This is a genomic window from Vibrio sp. 10N.261.51.F12, assembly GCF_041471725.1.
In the GTDB taxonomy this organism is placed as follows: domain Bacteria; phylum Pseudomonadota; class Gammaproteobacteria; order Enterobacterales; family Vibrionaceae; genus Vibrio.
This window is the reverse complement of the sequence record NZ_JBFROV010000037.1, coordinates 179071-199114: the sequence shown is the minus strand read 5'-3', so window position 1 is coordinate 199114 and position 20044 is coordinate 179071. Positions and strand designations below refer to the sequence as shown.

Annotated in this window: 8 protein-coding genes and 6 pseudogenes; 5 read left to right on the top strand and 9 right to left on the bottom strand. The window is 41.1% G+C overall.

What is annotated here, in order from left to right:
- Positions 1-256: 256 nt before the first annotated feature.
- From tatC to AB4405_RS19845, 6 genes and pseudogenes are all read right to left on the bottom strand, one after another.
- Positions 257-1000 carry a twin-arginine translocase subunit TatC gene (tatC, locus tag AB4405_RS19870; protein WP_102469050.1) on the bottom strand — a complete coding sequence of 248 codons (744 nt, stop codon included), beginning with the start codon at positions 998-1000 and terminating at the stop codon, positions 257-259.
- A 179-nt stretch (positions 1001-1179) separates the two neighbouring features.
- Positions 1180-1440: pseudogene (gene tatB, locus AB4405_RS19865) on the bottom strand (Sec-independent protein translocase protein TatB); the annotation flags it as partial.
- A gap of 113 nt (positions 1441-1553) precedes the next feature.
- Positions 1554-1686 (bottom strand): annotated as a pseudogene (gene tatA / locus AB4405_RS19860) (twin-arginine translocase TatA/TatE family subunit); the annotation flags it as partial.
- Between the two features lie 628 nt (positions 1687-2314).
- The gene (locus AB4405_RS19855; protein WP_372062513.1) at positions 2315-4087 is read right to left on the bottom strand and encodes a hypothetical protein; all 1773 of its coding nucleotides are present in this window, start codon (positions 4085-4087) and stop codon (positions 2315-2317) included.
- 60 nt (positions 4088-4147) lie between these two features.
- A complete protein-coding gene (locus AB4405_RS19850) occupies positions 4148-7015 on the bottom strand; it encodes a beta-galactosidase (protein WP_102469046.1) in 2868 nt (955 codons plus the stop codon).
- A 34-nt stretch (positions 7016-7049) separates the two neighbouring features.
- Positions 7050-7685, bottom strand: coding sequence for a hypothetical protein (locus AB4405_RS19845; RefSeq protein WP_102469045.1), 636 nt, complete (start codon positions 7683-7685; stop codon positions 7050-7052).
- A 649-nt stretch (positions 7686-8334) separates the two neighbouring features.
- Here AB4405_RS19845 and AB4405_RS19840 point away from each other — a divergent pair.
- Positions 8335-9521: pseudogene (locus AB4405_RS19840) on the top strand (IS3 family transposase).
- Between the two features lie 289 nt (positions 9522-9810).
- On the opposite strand, the gene aldA (AB4405_RS19835) reads toward AB4405_RS19840, so the two are convergent.
- Positions 9811-11253: an aldehyde dehydrogenase gene (gene aldA, locus AB4405_RS19835; RefSeq protein WP_102469044.1), complete on the bottom strand. Its 1443-nt coding sequence runs from the start codon at positions 11251-11253 to the stop codon at positions 9811-9813.
- A gap of 281 nt (positions 11254-11534) precedes the next feature.
- On the opposite strand from aldA (AB4405_RS19835), the gene AB4405_RS19830 reads away from it, so the two are divergent.
- From AB4405_RS19830 to AB4405_RS19820, 3 genes and pseudogenes are all read left to right on the top strand, one after another.
- Entirely contained in the window at positions 11535-14819 is a 3285-nt protein-coding gene (locus AB4405_RS19830) for an FG-GAP-like repeat-containing protein (protein WP_102469043.1), read from the top strand.
- A gap of 308 nt (positions 14820-15127) precedes the next feature.
- Positions 15128-15482: pseudogene (locus AB4405_RS19825) on the top strand (transposase); the annotation flags it as partial.
- A 169-nt stretch (positions 15483-15651) separates the two neighbouring features.
- A pseudogene (locus tag AB4405_RS19820) lies at positions 15652-16434 on the top strand (IS630 family transposase); the annotation flags it as partial.
- 10 nt (positions 16435-16444) lie between these two features.
- On the opposite strand, the pseudogene AB4405_RS19815 reads toward AB4405_RS19820, so the two are convergent.
- Positions 16445-17320 (bottom strand): annotated as a pseudogene (locus AB4405_RS19815) (IS3 family transposase); the annotation flags it as partial.
- A 179-nt stretch (positions 17321-17499) separates the two neighbouring features.
- Positions 17500-18276 carry an FCD domain-containing protein gene (locus tag AB4405_RS19810; protein ID WP_241903247.1) on the bottom strand — a complete coding sequence of 259 codons (777 nt, stop codon included), beginning with the start codon at positions 18274-18276 and terminating at the stop codon, positions 17500-17502.
- Between the two features lie 296 nt (positions 18277-18572).
- Here AB4405_RS19810 and aldA (AB4405_RS19805) point away from each other — a divergent pair, with 296 nt between their 5' ends.
- Positions 18573-20021 (top strand): aldehyde dehydrogenase, encoded by a 1449-nt coding sequence (aldA, locus tag AB4405_RS19805; RefSeq protein ID WP_102469041.1) that lies wholly within the window; start codon positions 18573-18575, stop codon positions 20019-20021.
- Positions 20022-20044 lie beyond the last annotated feature (23 nt).

Sequence of the window (20044 nt, the reverse complement as noted above, 5' to 3'; positions counted from 1 at the left end):
CTGATTTAGGAAACAAAGCCTATTAAGTGTTTTAAGTATACAATAGAATCGCTGAACTCAATATATTTCATGAGCAAACTCATCGCAGCGATGAATATCGTTAGATGCAATAGAGTGGTACCTTTCGGAGTAAGGCTCATGATGACATGAAAAACTCATCACCTTATTGCCAGCTATTTAATCACCGCCCATATTAACTATGTAGCCAAACTCACCATATCATTACAATATTCAACCATATTTGAAAAGGATAGGATTATATTGCCTCTTCTATTTCACCTTCATTACGATAAAAGCGAGCAAAAAATAAACCGACCTCAAAAAGAAAACACATAGGAATCGCTAAAAGGGTCTGAGAAATCATATCTGGTGGTGTTAACATCATACCAAAAACAAACGCACAAACCACGACATATGGTCTTTTCTGTTTCAGGCTTTCAGGGCTGGTAGCACCCGTCCAACATAATAAGATAATTGCCACGGGCACTTCGAATGCAATGCCAAAGGCCATAAACAACGCTAAAACAAAATCTAAGTAGCTAGCGATATCCGTTGCAAACTCAACATTACCCAAAGAGATATCGGTAAAAAAGCCAAATACCAATGGGAATACGACAAAATAAGCAAACGCCACACCACAGTAAAACAATAAAGAACTAGATAGCATTAACGGAATAGTCAACCGGCGCTCGTGCTTATATAAACCTGGTGCAATGAATGCCCAAACTTGATAAAGAATGTAAGGTACGGCGATAAAAACTGAACCAATCAGAGTCAATTTAAGTGGTGTAAAAAAAGGAGATGCCACATCAGTGGCAATCATGGTTGCGCCTTCGGGGAGTCGCTCAACAAGAGGTGCAGAGACAAACTCATAGATATCATTTGAAAAATATATCAACCCTAAAAACACAACTAGAACTGAAACCAATGCACGAAGTAAATGATTACGCAATTCTAACAAGTGACTAATTAAAGGTTGCGTCTGCTCTACAGAAGACATAAGGGCCCTTACTTTCAATTTACATAATACGAATGGAAGGACCTACTAACAGCCTCTCAGGGAGCAGAACCGTGAGCACTTTTCTAGCCAAGGCAACCAAAGCTCTTAGGGTTAAGATCCATATTTAAACGATGGTATCTAATCTCAACTTGAACTAGAAGATACCAGTTATTGAACTACTTTTTAATTTTTTCTGCCGATGAATTCAAATCTGGAGATAAAGTATTAACATTTATTTTTTCAGCTTTACGTAGATTATCTTGCAACTCTTTAACCTTGAGTTCGTTTGAAAGCTCATCTGTTACACTATTCATCATATTCTTCGCCGTGCCAAAAAACTTTGAAACACTTCTAATAGCATGGGGTAATCGTTCAGGTCCAAGAACGATTAATCCAACGACAGATATTAATAACAGTTCCAAAAAGCCAATATCGAACACCGATTACGCCTTCTCTTTTTCGTGATTAATGTCAGCAAATACTTTTGCTTCATGCTGCCCCAAGTTTTTATTCAAACCTGTATCTTTATGGTCAGACTGACTAAGTTCACTTTCATCCATTGCCTTCTTAAAGCCCTTCACCGCACCACCTAAATCCCCTCCAATACCTCGTAATTTTTTTGTACCAAATAGAAGCGCTACAATCACTGCGACGATTAAAAGCTGCCAGATGCTAATACCACCCATTATCTTTCCCTTAACTCTTAATATATCATTATAATATTTATCGCTTTAAACGATAAATCCATTTACCTAACTCTAGGTGACACATTATTTATATTCAATATCCTCATTATCTAGAATTCTGATTTAGACTGATGTTACAGATTTACCTACTAACAAAAATAAACTTTAGACCAAACCTTGCGCTTCTCAGAATACGTTAACCATAACACTGCCAGACCAATAAATCCAAATTGGTAATCCAATTATGTGATGCATCTTTGTAAACGAGATTAAATTTTAAGAAGACCTTAGCGAACTGGGGCACATTCGTTCTGTCGTGAAAATAAATGGTACCTAGAGGAAAACGATGATTATTTTATTGGAAAAGAAAGGAAGGTGTTCATGGATGCAGCCCACAAGTCCTCTAGGAGGAAGAAGTGAACTTAGGGTACATTTTATAATGACATCTATCTTCACAGCTAAGAACACAAGCGGATATCGATATACTATTACCGTGTATTGGTGTTGCCCGACCTGCCTTAGTGCGCGCGTAGATTCAAGATAAAAGCGATGATATAAGCGCATCAATACGCAACCATAAAAAATGCCAGTGTGGAACACACTGGCATTGACACGAAGAAAGAGGCAATTAACTTTTTCTTCTTCTAAACAATGTTAACAGTGGCAAGAAAAGCAGACCTAAAGGGCCAAAGCTACCACCTGCTCCAGTATAACTAGGATATACTGGATCTTCAGGCACGACTCCACTCGCCTCTGAGGTAGTCACTATTTTATCAACATATAAGTTGATTGGGTTTGAAGGCTGGTTAACAACCCCAATTTGAATAAACTCAACTTTTGACGCGTCAAATTTAGCACCTGCAGTTGCACTCAAATCTATACTAATCGTTTGCACCGCGCTCGCTGCAAACGCACTGATTGAAGCTGTATTGCTTGTTGCTGATGCTGGAACCGTAATAGTACTGGTTAGCACATGATCTTCAAAATCCGCCCAACCATTACCAGTATAACCAGTACTCCCAAGCTTAATCTCCACCAACTCATCTTTGGTAGAGTCAGTCATAAGATCAAGCTCTACATATTTTTCATTTGACCAATCCCAAGATACAACTTGGTCTACAAATTGACGTCGCATTCTCACTAAACGACAATCCATTTTTTCACAGTCATCCATCGCACTGATCTGCCAAGCACTGTCGTCACCGTCCGTATCGAAATCCGAATCCTGAACGCCAATATTTGGCGCGACACCGTCCCAAGTATCAATCACTTTTCCTACGTACTTATCAAAAGTGACGATAGGTGTAACATCTGGATCTGGATCTGGATCTGGATCTGGACCTGGACCTGGACCTGGATCAATCGTGCCGGCGACGGTTCGGAAGCTGTCGTAGTACACTTTACCTGGTTTATTTTGAGTCAAATAGCTTTGGACACCCGTAACATTGGATAAGACAAAGCCACTAGGTAATTCATTGAAATCGATCTCAACTGTGTGGAATGTATCGTCTTTTGGTACAGCGAATAAAAACTCTGCGGGGACACTAGTACCATTGCTATTTGACACTAATTTAATAGCGATCTTCGCGCTATCAGTGCCATTTAACACATCAAGCTTAAAGCCACTTTCTGAAGTCCAATCAACATTCCATCCGCCTACTTCAGAATAAATAGTGGTACCTTGCCAAGCTGCGGTATACTCAACTTCCCAAGAAGCACCGTCACCATCACTAGAGGCGTAATCTGACACTTCATTAAAACCATCTCTAGTTTGGTCAATGGTATCCCCTATATTAAATTTATCAGCAAATGATACTATAACTGTCTCATCGTCTCCCGGGACAATAATATCGCCACCACTCGCTTTACCATCCTCTAAACGAATGTTGTCAATTTGAAAGGTTACTTCTGAACCGGTAGGTTCCGAGTCTAATAAAAAGTTAATTTCAGTGACATTTGTAATATCAAAGCCATCAGGCAGTGGATCAGGAATTGCGAATTCTACCGTCTGGTATTCTGAATTTGATGAAGGTGTGACCTTCCCCCAAATGGGCGTACTATAATCACCATCACTTATTTTAACTAGTAGTGGCAAGTCCACTCCAGAATTGGTCAACACATCTAATTTAAATAGCTTTTGACCTGTCCAGTCTTTACTCCAACCGCCCGATGAATACGGGAATAATTTAACGCCCATATTGTTTGGGCCCGTTGACTTTATTTGTAAATATTTATCGCCATTATTATTGACTACTTTGTTCGTTGTAGTCGAAGCAGCATCGATCGGCTGACCGGCGGTAATACCATTCGCCTGAAAGTCAGCCACCATTGTTTCAATGGCGTTAGCCGAACAGGACGCACTTATAGCTAGAGCTAAAGCACTTAATCTAATTATATTCATCTTCTTCCCTATTAGTTTATTGTGGGCAGTTTATCTTCAACAGCTTGGTCAGATATTTTATTATTTATCAAACCGTTTTTTATACATATTTTCGTTAAACTCTTTGGCCGCCTTCCCTAATTCAACATATGGAACATCAGCGATAGTCACGAAGCCAATATTATAATTTTCCCCATCCCATGCTCTACCTGATGCTGGAGAGTCAATATATTGAAACCAATGTGCACCAACAAAATATGGGTTATCTACTATACTATCCATATATTTAGCATACATTTCTGCACGTTTTTTCTGATTAGCTACAGTAACAATCCCGCCATGAAACAACCCTGTATCCGTTGCTCCGAAGTGAAACTCGCCAATCACACTTGGTTTATCCAGTTCTGGCAATAATTTCTTCCAGTGTGCTTTTTTGCCATCATTCAAATCATTGGCATAAAGGTTATAGCTCATGACATCAACATATTTAGCAGCACCTCTTGCTATTTCAGGAGTCACCCCCCAATCAGCAAAACGTGCACCAAGGTAAAGATGGTTAGGTAACACACGTTTAATTTCCGTACGAACAGTCGAGAAGTATTGCTCAGACAACATTTGTAACAAGGTTGAATAATCTTTTTTCATCCCCTTACTTAGGCTAGAACGATAGTTAAAAGACTTATCGAACTCTGCCCAATCTTTAACTTGAACGTTCCATGAAGAATTCAACTTTGAAATTTCTTTGTATTGATCTTTGAGGTAACTTGAGAAGGCCTTCTTTGCCGGGCTTTCTGCACTGTCGTAGCTCAATGCATTGATAACGAGTCCATAATGGTTGGCTTCATTCATTACATTGCCCCAGCTAATTTCGTTATCAACGAAGGTACCGATAAGCCAAGGATCACTGTCTTTTACTCTAGAAGCAACGCTTTCCGCCATATTACGGGCACTTGTTTTGAACTCTGGATCAAACGGGTCGTGAATAGGTCCCCAATAATCATTACCTGTACTAATGCGTTTGTGATCACCACGAATCCAGCCATGTGCCTCATAGGCCACTCGTTCAGAGCCAAAGAAAATTGGGTCCGTCCAGTTTCCAAGCGTGGTAAAACCCCAATCGGTCATACGATCAAGCGTGACATCTTTCCATATTGACTTAGCTTCTTCTTTAGACACTCCATATTTACGCATCTGGTTAGCTAAGTAGAAGCTGTAGACTTCACCTTTTTTTACCGCACCGGAATGGACATACCCTGCATAACTATATGCTTCAGAAAGTGGGTCAGAGTACTCTGGTAGCCACTCAAACATAGAGTTACGTAGCTCTGAATGAACTTTTGCCCCTTCACGAGTCGACACATCATCAAAATCAACACCAGTGATGGTCACGGTATCTGCCATGCGAATATTTGCGAGACCGGTCATGAAGAACTTACACCCTTGAGGATCAACCAATGTCCACTGACCGTCTACTTTCTCAGTTCTAAAGAAACCTGTGGCTTCCAATTTAGACCCTTCTGACCAACCTCCGTAAGTACAGCGATCACTGAGTGGCTTAGCTTTACCAATATTCGCTAACTCTTTTTTGCCTGCTGCACGAAGTTCTTCATCAGAATAAATTTTTTCTTCCCATTCATCACCGGTAAATTGACCGTACTTATCAACGATATTTTCATATCGACTGGTATCAGAACTGAGATCAGGTACTAACCGAATAGTATCAACAATAATTTCCGCGTCCTTCGTCGGATTTTGAAGATAAAGACTTATTGTATGGATCTCTGAAGTATTTAAGCTTTTCTCGCCCCAACCATAGCTAATGGCCTGAGCATCATAAGATAGCTTTGGTGGTTCACTTCGCATTCCTGATACAGTATTGCCCTTACTCGATGGCTGCAACGCCATATAGTAGGTACTTTTTTTGCCCGGTAATAACGTAACATAACTAGACATACTGTCTTTTACGCCGTTAGCAGTGCCGCCTTTTTGAGCATTTTCAGCTTGATCAATTCGCACATAGAGTTGGACAGCATCATTAGTTGGGTTGTCTATATCTAACGCTAAATTAAAATCCCCTTTTTTAGACCAATCCCAAGGTTTATCTGCTCTAAAAGCAATATTAGGATACGCATTTTTAGATGAGAACGTAACGTTTAAACCTTGCCCAGACAGCGTATCGACCAATTGGGTCGAAGTTCCTCTACTGTACGATTTACTCACGAATGTTTTTTTATCGTCAGAAAAATCTGTAATTTCTAGTAACGTTGGAATTGGGCCTGCATCAACAACCTTTTCTTCTGCAGAGATGAAGTCACCCGTAGCGTTCACTAACTCAAAATTATCTAAAACCACAGATCGTTGTTTCACTGAGCCTGGCACAAATACTTGAAGCTCGGATAGATGGCGAAGATTTAACTTTTCACCACCCCAGTAGTTTTCTAATTTGCGTTTAGAACCATTAAATAGCATTTCAACTTGTTCGGTTGCACCCGCAGGAATGGTCACTGAGTAATTAAGTTGGTTATTTTCTTCCCCCATTATCCCGACATTGTCAGATAATTTAAAAATAACATTTATAGCTGTTCCCGATGGATTGGTTACATCTAATTTTAAACTTCCTTTTGAATTCCAATTCCAAGGACTAGCCTGAGGTTTTATTTTAACACTTGGCCATATTTTGTTTTTTTCTTCGTTAGAAACAGCATCAAAATTAATTCTTAGTGCATTTTTCCCATTAGTTACACCAACGAGACTTTCAAGCTCAACGCTTGAGTTTGTTGATGTCAACGCATTAACAAAAGCTGCGGTCTCGAAGTCAGGTAAATTAATACTGACAGAGTTACTGCTTACATTACTATCAGGTGCATCTATGGGTGTAGACTTACACCCATATAAAGACACTAAAATAGTAGAGAGCATAATCGCTATTTTAGATTTATTCGTATCCATGTTTTACTCAGCTAGAAGGGTTGTAAAAAGACCACTAAGATTGAGGCCCGATTAAGGTGAAATTATCAAGAATAATTGTTTGTTTCTCAATCGGGCCTTGAATAAATATTTTAACCTCTTTAATCTTGCTAAGATCTAGATCATCACCACCCCAGTATCCTGGCAAACTGTAAAGGCTTGCTCGGAATACAACTTCAACGTTTTCAGTTGCGCCGGCTGGGATCATTACTTTATGGTTCAACTGACGAGGCATGCCACCACCAGTAGTTCCAGCTTGATCAACAACTTTGAAGTTAATAAATGCGTGTTCATCAGTAGGGTTAGTGACATCAACTGTAAAACTTTCTTTATCACTCCAATCCCAGACACCGCCTGCTGGAGTCATAAATGCGTTAGGCCAAAATTTATTCTTATTGGCTTCAGATACGCCCTCAAAATCAATTTTAACCGCATTTTTACCCACGGTAACGCCTGTACCTTGAACTAATTCAACTTTAGACTTTTTACCTTTTATCGATTGCGCAAATTGAGCACTTTCAAAATCGGGGGCTGGAGCTACCGCAGCAGAAGCAGAAGCAGAAGCACCGCCAGCAGAACCCGTCGTTGACTGACAACCAAAACCTGTCAATGCAATAGCCGCTAAAAGAGCCGTAGTTTTAAATTTATTCATGATCAATTCCTTGATGGATATAGTTATTTAATATGGGTTAACAACATGTCTGGGACAGGCCTCATTACTTGTTGCACTTCACTTGCTATCACCCTGATAATCAATTCCCCCAACAAGCATTTACACGGTTAACCAATAAACATGATGTTTACATGTCAAAATTAACACTCTGTCGCTTTGGGTTACCAATATCAGTAACGTTTGTTATGATATTCACTTCACTCGCTCTCTTCAAAGACCTAGATCTCAGAAGATACAAAATGTGTCATTTTCATCCTAATAATAGTGGTCCAGCCCTAAGGTTATTATTCAATTAACCCGATAGACTTATACTAACAATTGGAGAACCAATTTAACGTGACGCACATAACAAATCGCACTATTTGGTTGACAATAGAATGATCTCATTAACAAAATGATAAAAGTATTTTCCAAAAAACTCCGTCATAAATGTCTAGTATACAAATCTGATTATAACGTTACTTTTTGTCTCTACTACTGAGTAACTACTTAACCAGTTGAGTATCGTAAAGCCACAAGCTAATCATTACCGATTAACCCGTATCGCCATCAGTTCTGTAGTGGTACGCTTAATTTGGTCACTTAGTTAGAGGTGATATCATCACCTGATAAGTTAACAGGTGACACTATGACAAAGCGTACAAGACGACTATTTAGTGCCGATTTCAAATTGGAAGCGGCACAACTAGTTCTAGATCAGAACCACTCAGTGGCAGAGGCTGCTCAAGCGATGAACGTTGGTAAATCCACGATGGATAAGTGGGTTCGCCAACTAAAAGAAGAACGTCAGGGGAAAACACCTAAAGTATCACCAATGACGCCTGAGCAAATTGAAATACGGCAATTAAAGAAGAAGTTAGCTCGCCTTGAAGAGCATAATGAAATATTAAAAAAAGCCACGGCTCTGTTGATGTCGGACTCAATGAACAATTCTTGATAATCAAGAAACTCAAGCAGAGCCACAGCGTAAAAATATTATGTGTAGTTTTCAATATTCATCGAAGCAGCTAAACTACTAGCGAAAACGTCCAGCAGAGATTAATGCTGAAACAGTAAAGCTCCATAGTTTAGTTAGCGAGGCTCACGCCGCAAGCAACGGCTCTGCGGGCGCTAGGACCATTGCTGACATAATCACGACTCAGGGAACTAACCTGAGTCGTGACAGTGCAACGAAGTTCATCAAAGCCCTTGGCCTAGTGAGCTGCCAAGTACCAAAACACTGATATCGCAGAACATCACAAGAATATATTGAGATCCCAAACCACTTAGGCCGCCAGTTTGCAGTTTCGGAGCCAAACAAAGTGTGGGTTGGTGATGTTACTTATGTTTGGACAGGTAATCGTTGGATGTACTTAGCCGTTGTTATCGATCTGTTTGCTAGAAAAATATTGGTTGGCCAATGTCATTGTCGCCCGATAGTCGATTAACAAGTAAGGCTCTTGCCATGGCTTATGAGTCTCGTGGTAAACCACAAGGCGTCATGTTCCACAGCGATCAAGGCAGTTATTGTGGCGCTTTCAGATCAAGCAAAGCTTATCTCGTCGAGGAAATTGCTGGGATAATGCACCAATGGAGCGCTTCTTTAGAAGCTTGAGAACGGAATGGATACCAACAGTAGATTATAGGAGCGTTGCAGAGGCGCAACAAGAAATTACTCGATACATTATTGGTTATTATTGCCAGCTCCACCCGCACCAATACAACGGTGGTTTAACACCCAATGAATCAGAACGATTGTTCTGGTTAAACTCTAAGAGCGTGGCCAATATCAGTTCACCACAGTTCGAACTGATACCGCCATCTCGCTTTTTCTAAATGAGTTAAATCAATCACTAAATAACAAACACTAGCAAGGAGGTAAACACTGAATCGCGCGCCCAGCCATTTGATGGACTAATGTCGTACGCATTTAATCTATGTCTGAAAACAGCCTTTCGAATCGGTAAGCCACGAAATAAATATGGCTTACCGAAGCTGGATTCTCGTTGTTCCATAACAACGCTGTGTTATTAGCTTAACCATTTAGTGATCTAAGCTATTCATGTCGTCGAAGAATGGCGAATCCTCTGATAAGAGAACAAAGCTTTGTTCTCTTACCTCTCCGTTAATCAAAATTCACATAGAATGTTTTTTTCTCTAAATATTGTTCAAATCCATATTTACCATCTTCACCACCTGTCCCGCTTAGCTTATAGCCATTATGGAAACCTTGATGTTGTTCACCATGTCCGCGGTTGATATAAACCTCACCCGACTCCAACTCCGACAACAATCGGTTAACATATTTCATGTTATTAGTGCAAACCATCGCCGCAAGACCATAATCGCTGTCGTTGGCATACCCGATCACTTCTTCAAAAGTATCAAATCGAATAACAGGTAAGATTGGACCAAACGCTTCTTCATGAACAATAGTCATTGCCTGAGTCACATCAGTCAGTACAGTGGGCTGGAACCAGAAACCTTTTTCAAAACCGGCCCCTTGAACACGTTCACCACCGTATGCTAGGGTAGCACCTTCATTGATCGCTTGGGCAACGAGCTCTTCCATATGAGCTAACTCACGAGCGTTTACTTTTGGCCCCATGTCACTCGTAGGATCCATTGGGTCACCCACTTTAATTGACGCGACTTTATCCATGAAAAGACGCATAAATTTATCGTAAACTCTACTGTGCACATACATACGTTCATTACACGTGCAAACTTGACCGCAGTTATCAAAACGTGAGTGCAGTGCTGCCGCGACTGCTTGTTCAAGGTTGGCATCCTCCATTACAATAAAAGGCGCCTTGCCTCCCAGCTCTAACTGAACATGCGCCATATTATTTGCAGATGCCTTAATAATAGATTGACCAGCAGGAGTACTACCCGTCATTGACACCATATTGGTCAACCTATCACCAACAAGAGCGTTACCTAACGTCCGTCCTCCGCCAGTGACAATATTTAAAACACCAGCCGGAATACCGGCTTCCTCAGCAAGATACCCTAGCTCAAGTGTCGCAAGTGGTGTTTCAGACGTTGGCTTAATTACAATAGTATTACCTGCAACCAACGCGGGCCCAATCTTACGACCAGCAAGAGCCAACGGAAAATTCCAAGCCGTGATTGCGACAACGACTCCACGAGGCACTTTATGGATCATGATTTGCTCATTTGCATTATCGGATTGAACGATGTCACCATCCATCTGCCTAGCCCAATCACACGCATATTCAATAAAGGTACTGGTCACCTCTACCTCCCCCATTGCGACGCGATAGAGCTTTCCTTGCTCCCTAACAAGTAGCTCAGCTAAGTATTCTTTATTATCTCGAATCAATTGAGCAAACTTGCGCAGAATATCTGCCCGTTGTTTAGCTGGTGTTTTAGCCCAAGATTTTTGCGCCTGTTTTGCTACTTCAAGAATTCGTTTTGCATCGCTCTCATCAGCATTTTGAATCTCTGCAATAACCTCTTCAGTTGACGGACTAATGACTTGTTCAACTTGATTATTTGTTGCATCAATCCACTCACCGCCTACGTACATTTGATAACGCTTCATACAACACTCACCTTTTTATTAAATGCTAAAAAATTGGTTGAACAAAAGATAGCAGTTTAGTACGTAATTCTAAATAACCTACGTCACAAACACTAAAAAGAGTCTAAAAACTGCTATTTTTTATACTAAAAGTCTATCCAAATCAAAATAGGTTGATCTATTTCAAGAATTTAGCATTAAAAATAGCCCTTTGTACAACCAATAGACAGAAGTCACAAACCAATTATTTATGCTCAATTAAACTACGGGAGAAATATTTTTGACGACGTAAGGAAAACATAATGTCAATAAATAAAAAAATTGGTTTTAGCATTTTAGCACTAGCTATAGCTTCCACCGTTGGATGCAATAGTAGTTCTAGCAGCTCAGATGGGTCTGTCCCACCTGGCGATCAAAATCCTGCAGTTACACTTCCTGCAACGACTGAAGTAGGAAAAGATATCAATGTTGATGTCGATGTTACTTCTCCAGAGTTACTTCAGGCATTAGAATTAGATGTTACTATCGAGTCAGCTTACGCTTCTATTTCTGTGCTTCAGGGAACGAAGGTTCTTTTAGATCAAGTCGATATTCCCTCGTCCGGCGATCATTCTTTGCGGTTGATAACAAAACTAAACGACATTGCAACTCAGTCTGACAACGGAACACCGTTTACTATTGCTGTCAGAACAGGCGCTGTGAAAGTCAATTCAATGACTGCAGCACCACTTGGAGACATCACCCTCCCAGAGTTTACCGACATGTCCGCTGAAGTTGGGTTGGAAACAGAAGTTACACTCAAATATGGCGGTCCATCGATTGGCGACATTAACGATACTGGATACTATGATGCCATTCTAAACAACCATAACTACATTGCACCACAGGTAGTAACAAACTTAGACGGTGGCGCGGTAGATGTTGTCCCTATGTTCCCTAATCCACAAGATTACCATGGTACCGCTTTGGGTGACTACACTGGTGACGGTCACCTCGATATGATGCTCGCTATTGGTGGAGCAAACGGAACGAATCCTTCTTCTTATATTCTTTTCAAAAACGAAGGTGGCAATTTTGTTCAAGTAGAAGGCAATGGTGGCATTACAACCCCTGCGCGCGGAAGAGCCCCCCGCTGGGTTGATTTGAATAACAATGGCTTATTGGACCTAATACTGGTTAATGCAAAAACACCCGATTACGATGGTCCTATTCAACTATTTTATGAAAATAACGGCGATGGTACATTCACACAAAAACGCGTGGCTGGATTAGAGCACACACTCGGCCAACGTGCACTCATTCTAGATTACGATAACGATGGTAAACAAGATCTACTGCTATTTTCACCCGTATCCTTATGGCGAAACAATGGTGACTTCACTTTTACTGATGTTTCCAGTGAGCGCCTACCAGCAAATGCGATAGGCTTAGACCAGGTACAATCTGCTGCGGAAGTAGATTTAAATAACGATGGCCACTTTGACATTTATTTATCTCGTGGTCTTCCTGAATACCAACTGTCAAACAAATCTTATGATTTCAACCCAACGACAAAAAAATTCGACGTCCGCGATGACGGCGAAACCGGTAAAACGCTGATCGACATTACAACAGATGAAAATGCGACACTAACGCTTAAAGACCTAAGCTTGACCTATCGTCAATACGATGATGGTTATCCAATCTACCTCGGTAACTCAAAAGAGAAAAAGTGGGTTTACGCAGAAGGCTTCCAAGAAAGTCAACTTCATCCAGACATGAAAGATGCACCGGAATTTTTAGATGTCCAACCTGAAGATGCCGTTGGTTTTCCAGAAGTCCGTGATGAAAATGGGATTTATATCGGTCACACCGGCGGCGGTAACTGGAAAGTAGAATGGGTCAGAAATCAAAATGTTTATTGGGCTGTCTCTTTTTCACTTGAAAATGTTACCAGCGTTGCGACAGATTGGGAACCAACCAACCGTAACGTAAGCGATATGCTGCTTATAAACGACGGTGACAAGTTTGTTGATGCCACACAAGAATGGAATGTGCCGACGGGCGGTAACCACTGGGGAGTAACATTCGGAGACTTCAACAATAGCGGGTGGAATGACCTCTTCATTCATCGTTTTGGCTTCATTGCAGAACGTGTTTCGGATTTACTATTGGTTAACAATGGCAAAGGAAAATTTGAAACAACCACAACCCATGGCGCACACGATGTTAATGACCCTGGTCACGGTGATATGGGACAAGCATTCGATTTTAACCGCAATGGCCAAGTTGACATACTTAATGGAAGCAATGAAAATGGCATGTGGTATTTGTATAAAAACACGACAGTTAATACCGGAAACTACCTTAATGTTGACGTCGGCTATAGTCCATTCTCTAACATTGATCCACTAGGCGCTAGAGTTGTTCTAGAGACTGCCTCCGGTACTACACCGTCTCATCGTGTCGGTTCACGTGGGGCATCTTTCTCACAAAGTGTAATGAACTTGACGCATTTTGGTCTTGGTCAAACAGAACAAGTTGAGGCAGCAACCATCACTTGGCGTAATGGCGAATCGGTTAGATTTATTAAGCCTAACATTGGTGAGACACTGAAATCAGCAGACGGTCTTGCGCCTGTACCAACAGAAATCACACTCGCGCGTAGTGAGAAAAAATTAGGCATTAATGATACTTATTCTTTAGAACCGTCATTCACACCACTAAATGCGAAACCTGAAGTAACGTATACAAGTTCTGATAGTACAATTGCAAGTGTCAATAGTGAAGGGGATATCACTGCTCTCAGCTTCGGAGATACCATTATCACAGTGACCTCTTCAGCTACTCAGGGAGTGAGCGAGAGCATTGCAATTTCTGTAGGTGAATTTGACCCTATTTACGTCACAGACATCACGATAGAACAAAATGATAGCTACCTGTATGTAAATAAGACAATTCAACTCAAAGCGTTACTCACATCTAGTGATCAAGAAGAGAAACCTGACGATGAGTCGATTTTATGGACCTCTTCAGATGACTCCATCGCGACTGTTTCATCTGATGGAATTGTGTCAGGAACCGGAGAAGGTGAGGTAACAATTACTGCGACGGCGAATGGCAGTCAAAATCCAAATGCCGTGACAGACTCAATCACAATGACCGTTGAAAGTTATATAGACATGTCTATTAAACTAGATAGCGATTGGAAATACAAAACTAGAGCAAATCCAATTGATGAGCCGTTAGACGTAACGTTTAACTATAACGCAGGCTCTCACAAAACAACGCCTGATGGTGTCAAGATTTACCTACGTCTTCTACAGAAACCTACCTGGGCACTAGTCAAGGATTACGCAGGTGGGGATGATGCTCAGTTTGACATCGTACCTGGAACTCCTGGTACGATTGAAGGCGAAAACATTACTTTCTCGCTAGATCTCCCTTCATATCAAAATGACGGACTGGTTCCAACTCAAGAGCTACCTGAAGATCAATTCTACTACCTATTTGTTGTGTTCGAGAACGATGCAGATGCGACAGAAAAACAACAATCGGCAGCCTATCCAGTTTGCATCACTCCTGCAGGTGATGACACCAACTGCTAAAATACATTTAACCTAACAAAATGAATAACACCAAGCCCCTCAATAGAGGGGTTTTTTTGAATTCATTACAAATTAGCGGTCACTGAAAAGTAAATCCATCATAAACCCCGCATTCAAATCACTCTGCACCAATATTAACATCGCCCCTCTAACTCCAAAAAAATTTAAAACGGCAAAACGACTCTCTGTTCAGGAGTGGTACGCACTCTTTGAACACTATGAAAACAACAATATTACTCAGCGTGTTTTATGCGAACAGCACGAACTCAGTTTAGTTACGTTGTTCGCAAACGGCGTTAATTCCAAACGTTTTCATCGATGCAGTTCACCCAACATTATCGACCAAAACATTCCATGAATGGATACGCGCTGGTCAAGATAAAGTGGTTGAAGCGACAGATAATCGTAGCTGACTGAATATTATTGGCGCGTTGAATCTGTCGGATATTGGAAGGATTACTGTTAGTGATTACGAAAGCATTAGCAGTAAAAGCATTGTTCGCTATTAATGAAAGCTAAGAGAAATCTACCATTAACCCACAAACTCCATATTGTCTTAAATGTAGCCGGATATCACCGTAGTGATTTAGTCAAAGATACGGCGTTTGTCCTCATTACCTCACACCTTATAGCCCTAACCTCAATCCTATTGAGCTTCTATATACCCGTGATCATTGAAGATGCTTGATTTTTTGTTAAAGCAGGATCATGCTAAGCACAATGAAATTACACTGACTCCTCAACAAAAGCAGCAACTGGAACTGTAGTGGTCAGCTAAAATTGGCCACGGTTTTAGAGTTTTCCCAATATAATCGTTCTGACTCATTGGGAGTCAGACCATTATCTCTCAAAAAAGATTAAGCTTGAAAATGGTGGCAGCCAAAGTAAACTTTCTTCCACTCAAACCATGCACCTTATCGAGAGTTTGACCGAAAATACTTATTCGCATACTCATCAAATTGTCGCTTATATTATAGAGGTGTTCGACCTTAGCTATAAGGTTTCAGGCATGAATAAATGGCTTCACCACAATGGTTTTAGCTACAAGCAACCGAAAGGTGTCCCACACAAGTTTAATGTAAAAAACAATAAGTGTTCATTGAGGCTTACAAAGCTTTAAAGGCGAGTGGTGGCAAGGATGAATCGATAGTTTTTATCGATGATGTTCACCCAACATTATCGACCAAAATATCCCATGGTTGGATACGCACTGGTTAAGATAAAGTGGCTGAAACGACAGGTAACCGTAGCCGACTGAATATTGTGGCTGCGCTGAATCTATCGGATATCGGAGCGACAATTATTAGCAATTTCGAAAGCATTAACAGTGAAAACATTGTTCGCTTTTTCTGCAAGCTACGAGAGAGCTACCCATTAACCCATAAGCTTCATATCATATTAGATGGAGCAGGATATCACCGACGTAATTTAGTCAAAGATGCAGCATTTGTCCTTAATATTGAATACATTACCTCCCGTCTTATAGCCCCGACCTCAATCCGATAGAGCAGCTTTTGACCAATTTTTTACTGTGACTCTTCCAGAGATCGCAGTTTCGCTGGTGTCTCGAATCAATGATAATATTCAGGCTCTCAAACCAGCATCTTCAAGTTAATTAGGTATATATTCCAACAATTTCCTCGACGAGATAAACTCTGTTTAATTTGAGATCGCCAGAGTGCTTGGCGGTACATACGACTCGTATAATGACTAACTTGGTCGCAGTGGAATAACACATTGGAGGGCTTACCTCGCGACTCATAGGCCATCTTCAGCGCCTTACATGTCAGTTAGCTATCGGGCAAAAGACATCGCCCAACCGATCGGTTTATGTGCAAAGAGGTCGATAACAACTGCAAGATAACTCCAGCGATTTCCGGTCCAAATATAGGTACGTCGCCGAACCAGATCTGATTAGGAGCAGTCACAGCAAACTGTCATCTAAATGATTTATAATTTCAATGTGTTCCTGGATTGCTGCGCTATATCGGTGTTTAGGAGGTTAACGACTAACCGCCCGAGTTTTTCATCAGCTTAGTTGCTCTGTAACGAGAAAGAACCACCGCGAGTTAGTTTCGATACTCGCAATGGTTCTCGCGTCGGCAGAGCCGTTACTAACGCTGTGAGCCTCTTGAACTTGGGCACGTAGATGGACATCTTCTGCAGATTGAGTCTTGGGTTTCTTACACCAATACTTAAAACTGCTCGATGGATACCGAACACTTTACACAGCTTTGAAACACTGCAGCTCTACTTGAGTTTCTCGATTATCGAGAATTGTTCAGTGGGTCCAACATCAACAGAGCAATTGCTCTTTTATTATGCTCTTCCAGCTCAGCAATCCGCTTTTTAAGCGCTCGGATCTCGATCTGCTCAGAAGTGAGCGGCGAAGCTTTCGGTGTTACGCCTTGCCTCTCTTGCTTGAGTTGCCTCATCCGCTGATCCATTGCTAACTTGCTTACACTCAGCTTCAACAACTGTATAGCCCTAGTGGTGACCAACTGCGCAGCCTCTAGCTTAAATTCGGGACTGAAAGTTCTCTCATACGTTTATGATAGTTTCACCTGATTAGAGGTGCATTCTAACACCTCTAATCAGGTGGCCAAATTCACAATGCTACTACAAGAGCACTTCGCTACATAAAAAACTGCTATACGCTCGCCTTTAAAACACATGTGTATTAAGTATTTTCAATGTCTAAATCAAGCGCAAAGAAAAAATCATCAAGCTCCTCATCTACACCTTCTGATGAGGCAATTTTTAACAGCTCAACTTTACTGTTCTCTATGTGTTGCCAGACCGCTTGTTTCGCTTCTTCTGCCGAACGTTTCTGTAATGCCATCAGAATACGTTTGTGGTCGTTAATCCATTGGGTTTGTAGACGCTCTTCATGCAAATACTTGTGGTTCAGTTCTCGCCATAACGGGTTTTTAATACGAACTGTATTCCACATTTCAGCAGCCTGGCGAATAAGTACACGATTTTGAGTCGACTCTGAAATCAAGTGGTGAAACTGTTCATCAAGTTGTTCAAACTTTTCGCTGCTACCGTTGATTTCACTTTCTTGCTGGTTGAGAACTTTTTTAAGTTCTCTTAATTCATTAAATTTTATTTGAGTCGCCGCGAATCCGGCAATGCTACTTTCGATAATTTGTCTAGCCTGCAATAGCTCAAAAGGACCGATATCACTTTTGGGGATAAAAGCACTATTTGAAGCTTTATCAGGTGAATCAATAAAATAGATACCAGCTCCCTGCCGAACGATAACTAAACCTTTCAGCTCGAGCATAATGATAGCTTCGCGAATCGTCGCCCTGCTGGTTTCAAACCGATCACTTAATTCACGTTCAGAAGGTAAACGCTCACCAGCTTTGAAAACTCCAGAGTGAAGCAGTTCTTCAATTTGTAACCCGATATCATAGTACCGTCGTTTTGTATTATTTGATTCAATCATCATTTTTCCAGGGTTGTCAGGTTAATTCGGTCAACCTATTTTATAGTAAGTCTGTACTTTACCACTAGTTACAGCTTTTTTTATCAAGAAAGTGTAATTAAAGCGCAACAAATTTGTTGAGTTCATCCATTATTGCAGTATTTGTGATATACATCTTAAGAACCGTACACACTATATAACTAGTGTATCAATACGTTAGTGAAATCACAAATACATCTACCAATAGAATGATTTGGTTTGCCAATGGCCGTATTTGAGTTATATTAGATGTATATTATTTGTATTCGACGAGGATTCATATGCCTATTTTATATAGCAATTTATACATCGATGGTCAGTGGTTAGCAGCTTCTGATTCAGAGACTATTGAAGTTATTAACCCTAGTAACGAGGACATCGTGGGTTACGCGCCAAAAGCTACACGAGAAGACGCACAAAAAGCACTGAAGTCTAGCGAAAAAGCCTCTAAAGCTTGGGCAAAACTCCCTGCACAAACTCGAGCGCAATATGTTTCTAAATTAGCAGACAAATTGGAGGAGCACACCGAGTCGTTTGCAAAGCTTTTAACCACTGAACAAGGTAAGACACTGTGCGACGCTCGTGGCGAAGTCGCCGGTTCTGTTGGTTTTCTTCGTTATGCTGCGGAATCCGCTCGACGTATAGAAGGTGAGATAATTACCAGCGAAAATCAAGACGAGCAAATCTGGATTCAACGCGTGCCCTTTGGTGTAACTGTTGGATTACTCGCGTGGAATTATCCATTAGCACTTGCAGCAAGAAAACTTGGTAATGCACTGGTTACTGGGAATACTATGGTTATCATGCCTCCTGCAGATACCCCCCTTGCAGTATTGGAATTTTCTAAACTCATCACTGAATGCAATTTTCCAAAAGGTGTTGTTAATATTATCTCTGGCGAAGGCGCCGTAGTCGGCGATGAACTGGTTCGCAACCCAATCACCAAGCTAGTAACGTTAACAGGCAGCTCTGAAGTAGGCTCTATTCTTTATCGCTCTGCGTCTAAGAATATTACCGCGCTTAACTTAGAACTGGGCGGTAAAGCACCGTTTATCGTGCTTGCGGACGTTGACGTTGATCACGTAGTCGACTTGGCTGTTAAATCAGGTTTTGGCAACTGTGGACAAATTTGCACATCTAACGAGCGTATGTATATTCACGAAGCGATTTACGATAACTTTATGACTAAATTTATCGCCAAAACGAAAACACTCAAAGTGGGTGACCCGTTTGCCAGCGATACGGATATTGGTCCAAAAGTGAACGCCAGAGAGATTGAAAACCTCACTCGTATGGTCAATCGTGCAAAAGAACAAGGTGCCACAATCGAACTCGGCGGTGGTAAACCAGAAGGCGCAGCATTTGATAAAGGGTTTTGGTTTTCACCTACCATTATTACTAATGTAACGAACGACATGGATATAATGAAGGAAGAGACGTTCGGACCAATCGTATCTGCCATGCCTGTCAGTAGCTTCGAACAGGCTCTTGAATATGCTAATGATATCGATCTAGGCCTTTCTGGTTATGTTTACACCAACGACATGAGTAAGATTATGCAGGCGGTTAATGAACTAGAAGTGGGCGAAATCTATATCAACCGACCAAATGGCGAGTTGTTTAATGGATTCCACACTGGATTCAAACGCTCAGGTATTGGCGGAGAAGACGGTAAACATGGTCTTGAAGGTTACTTGCAGAAAAAAACCGTATATCTAAATTATAAGTAATTCGATAGCTAGCGTATTAACAC

What these genes read in the sequence shown, in the direction of transcription:
- AB4405_RS19850 (WP_102469046.1), bottom strand. Translation starts at nt 7,015, where the DNA reads ATGGATACGAATAAATCTAAAATAGCGATTATGCTCTCTACTATTTTA.
- AB4405_RS19845 (WP_102469045.1), bottom strand. Translation starts at nt 7,685, where the DNA reads ATGAATAAATTTAAAACTACGGCTCTTTTAGCGGCTATTGCATTGACA.
- AB4405_RS19830 (WP_102469043.1), top strand. Translation starts at nt 11,535, where the DNA reads ATGTCAATAAATAAAAAAATTGGTTTTAGCATTTTAGCACTAGCTATA.
- aldA (WP_102469044.1), bottom strand. Translation starts at nt 11,253, where the DNA reads ATGAAGCGTTATCAAATGTACGTAGGCGGTGAGTGGATTGATGCAACA.
- AB4405_RS19810 (WP_241903247.1), bottom strand. Translation starts at nt 18,276, where the DNA reads ATGATGATTGAATCAAATAATACAAAACGACGGTACTATGATATCGGG.
- AB4405_RS19855 (WP_372062513.1), bottom strand. Translation starts at nt 4,087, where the DNA reads ATGAATATAATTAGATTAAGTGCTTTAGCTCTAGCTATAAGTGCGTCC.
- aldA (WP_102469041.1), top strand. Translation starts at nt 18,573, where the DNA reads ATGCCTATTTTATATAGCAATTTATACATCGATGGTCAGTGGTTAGCA.
- tatC (WP_102469050.1), bottom strand. Translation starts at nt 1,000, where the DNA reads ATGTCTTCTGTAGAGCAGACGCAACCTTTAATTAGTCACTTGTTAGAA.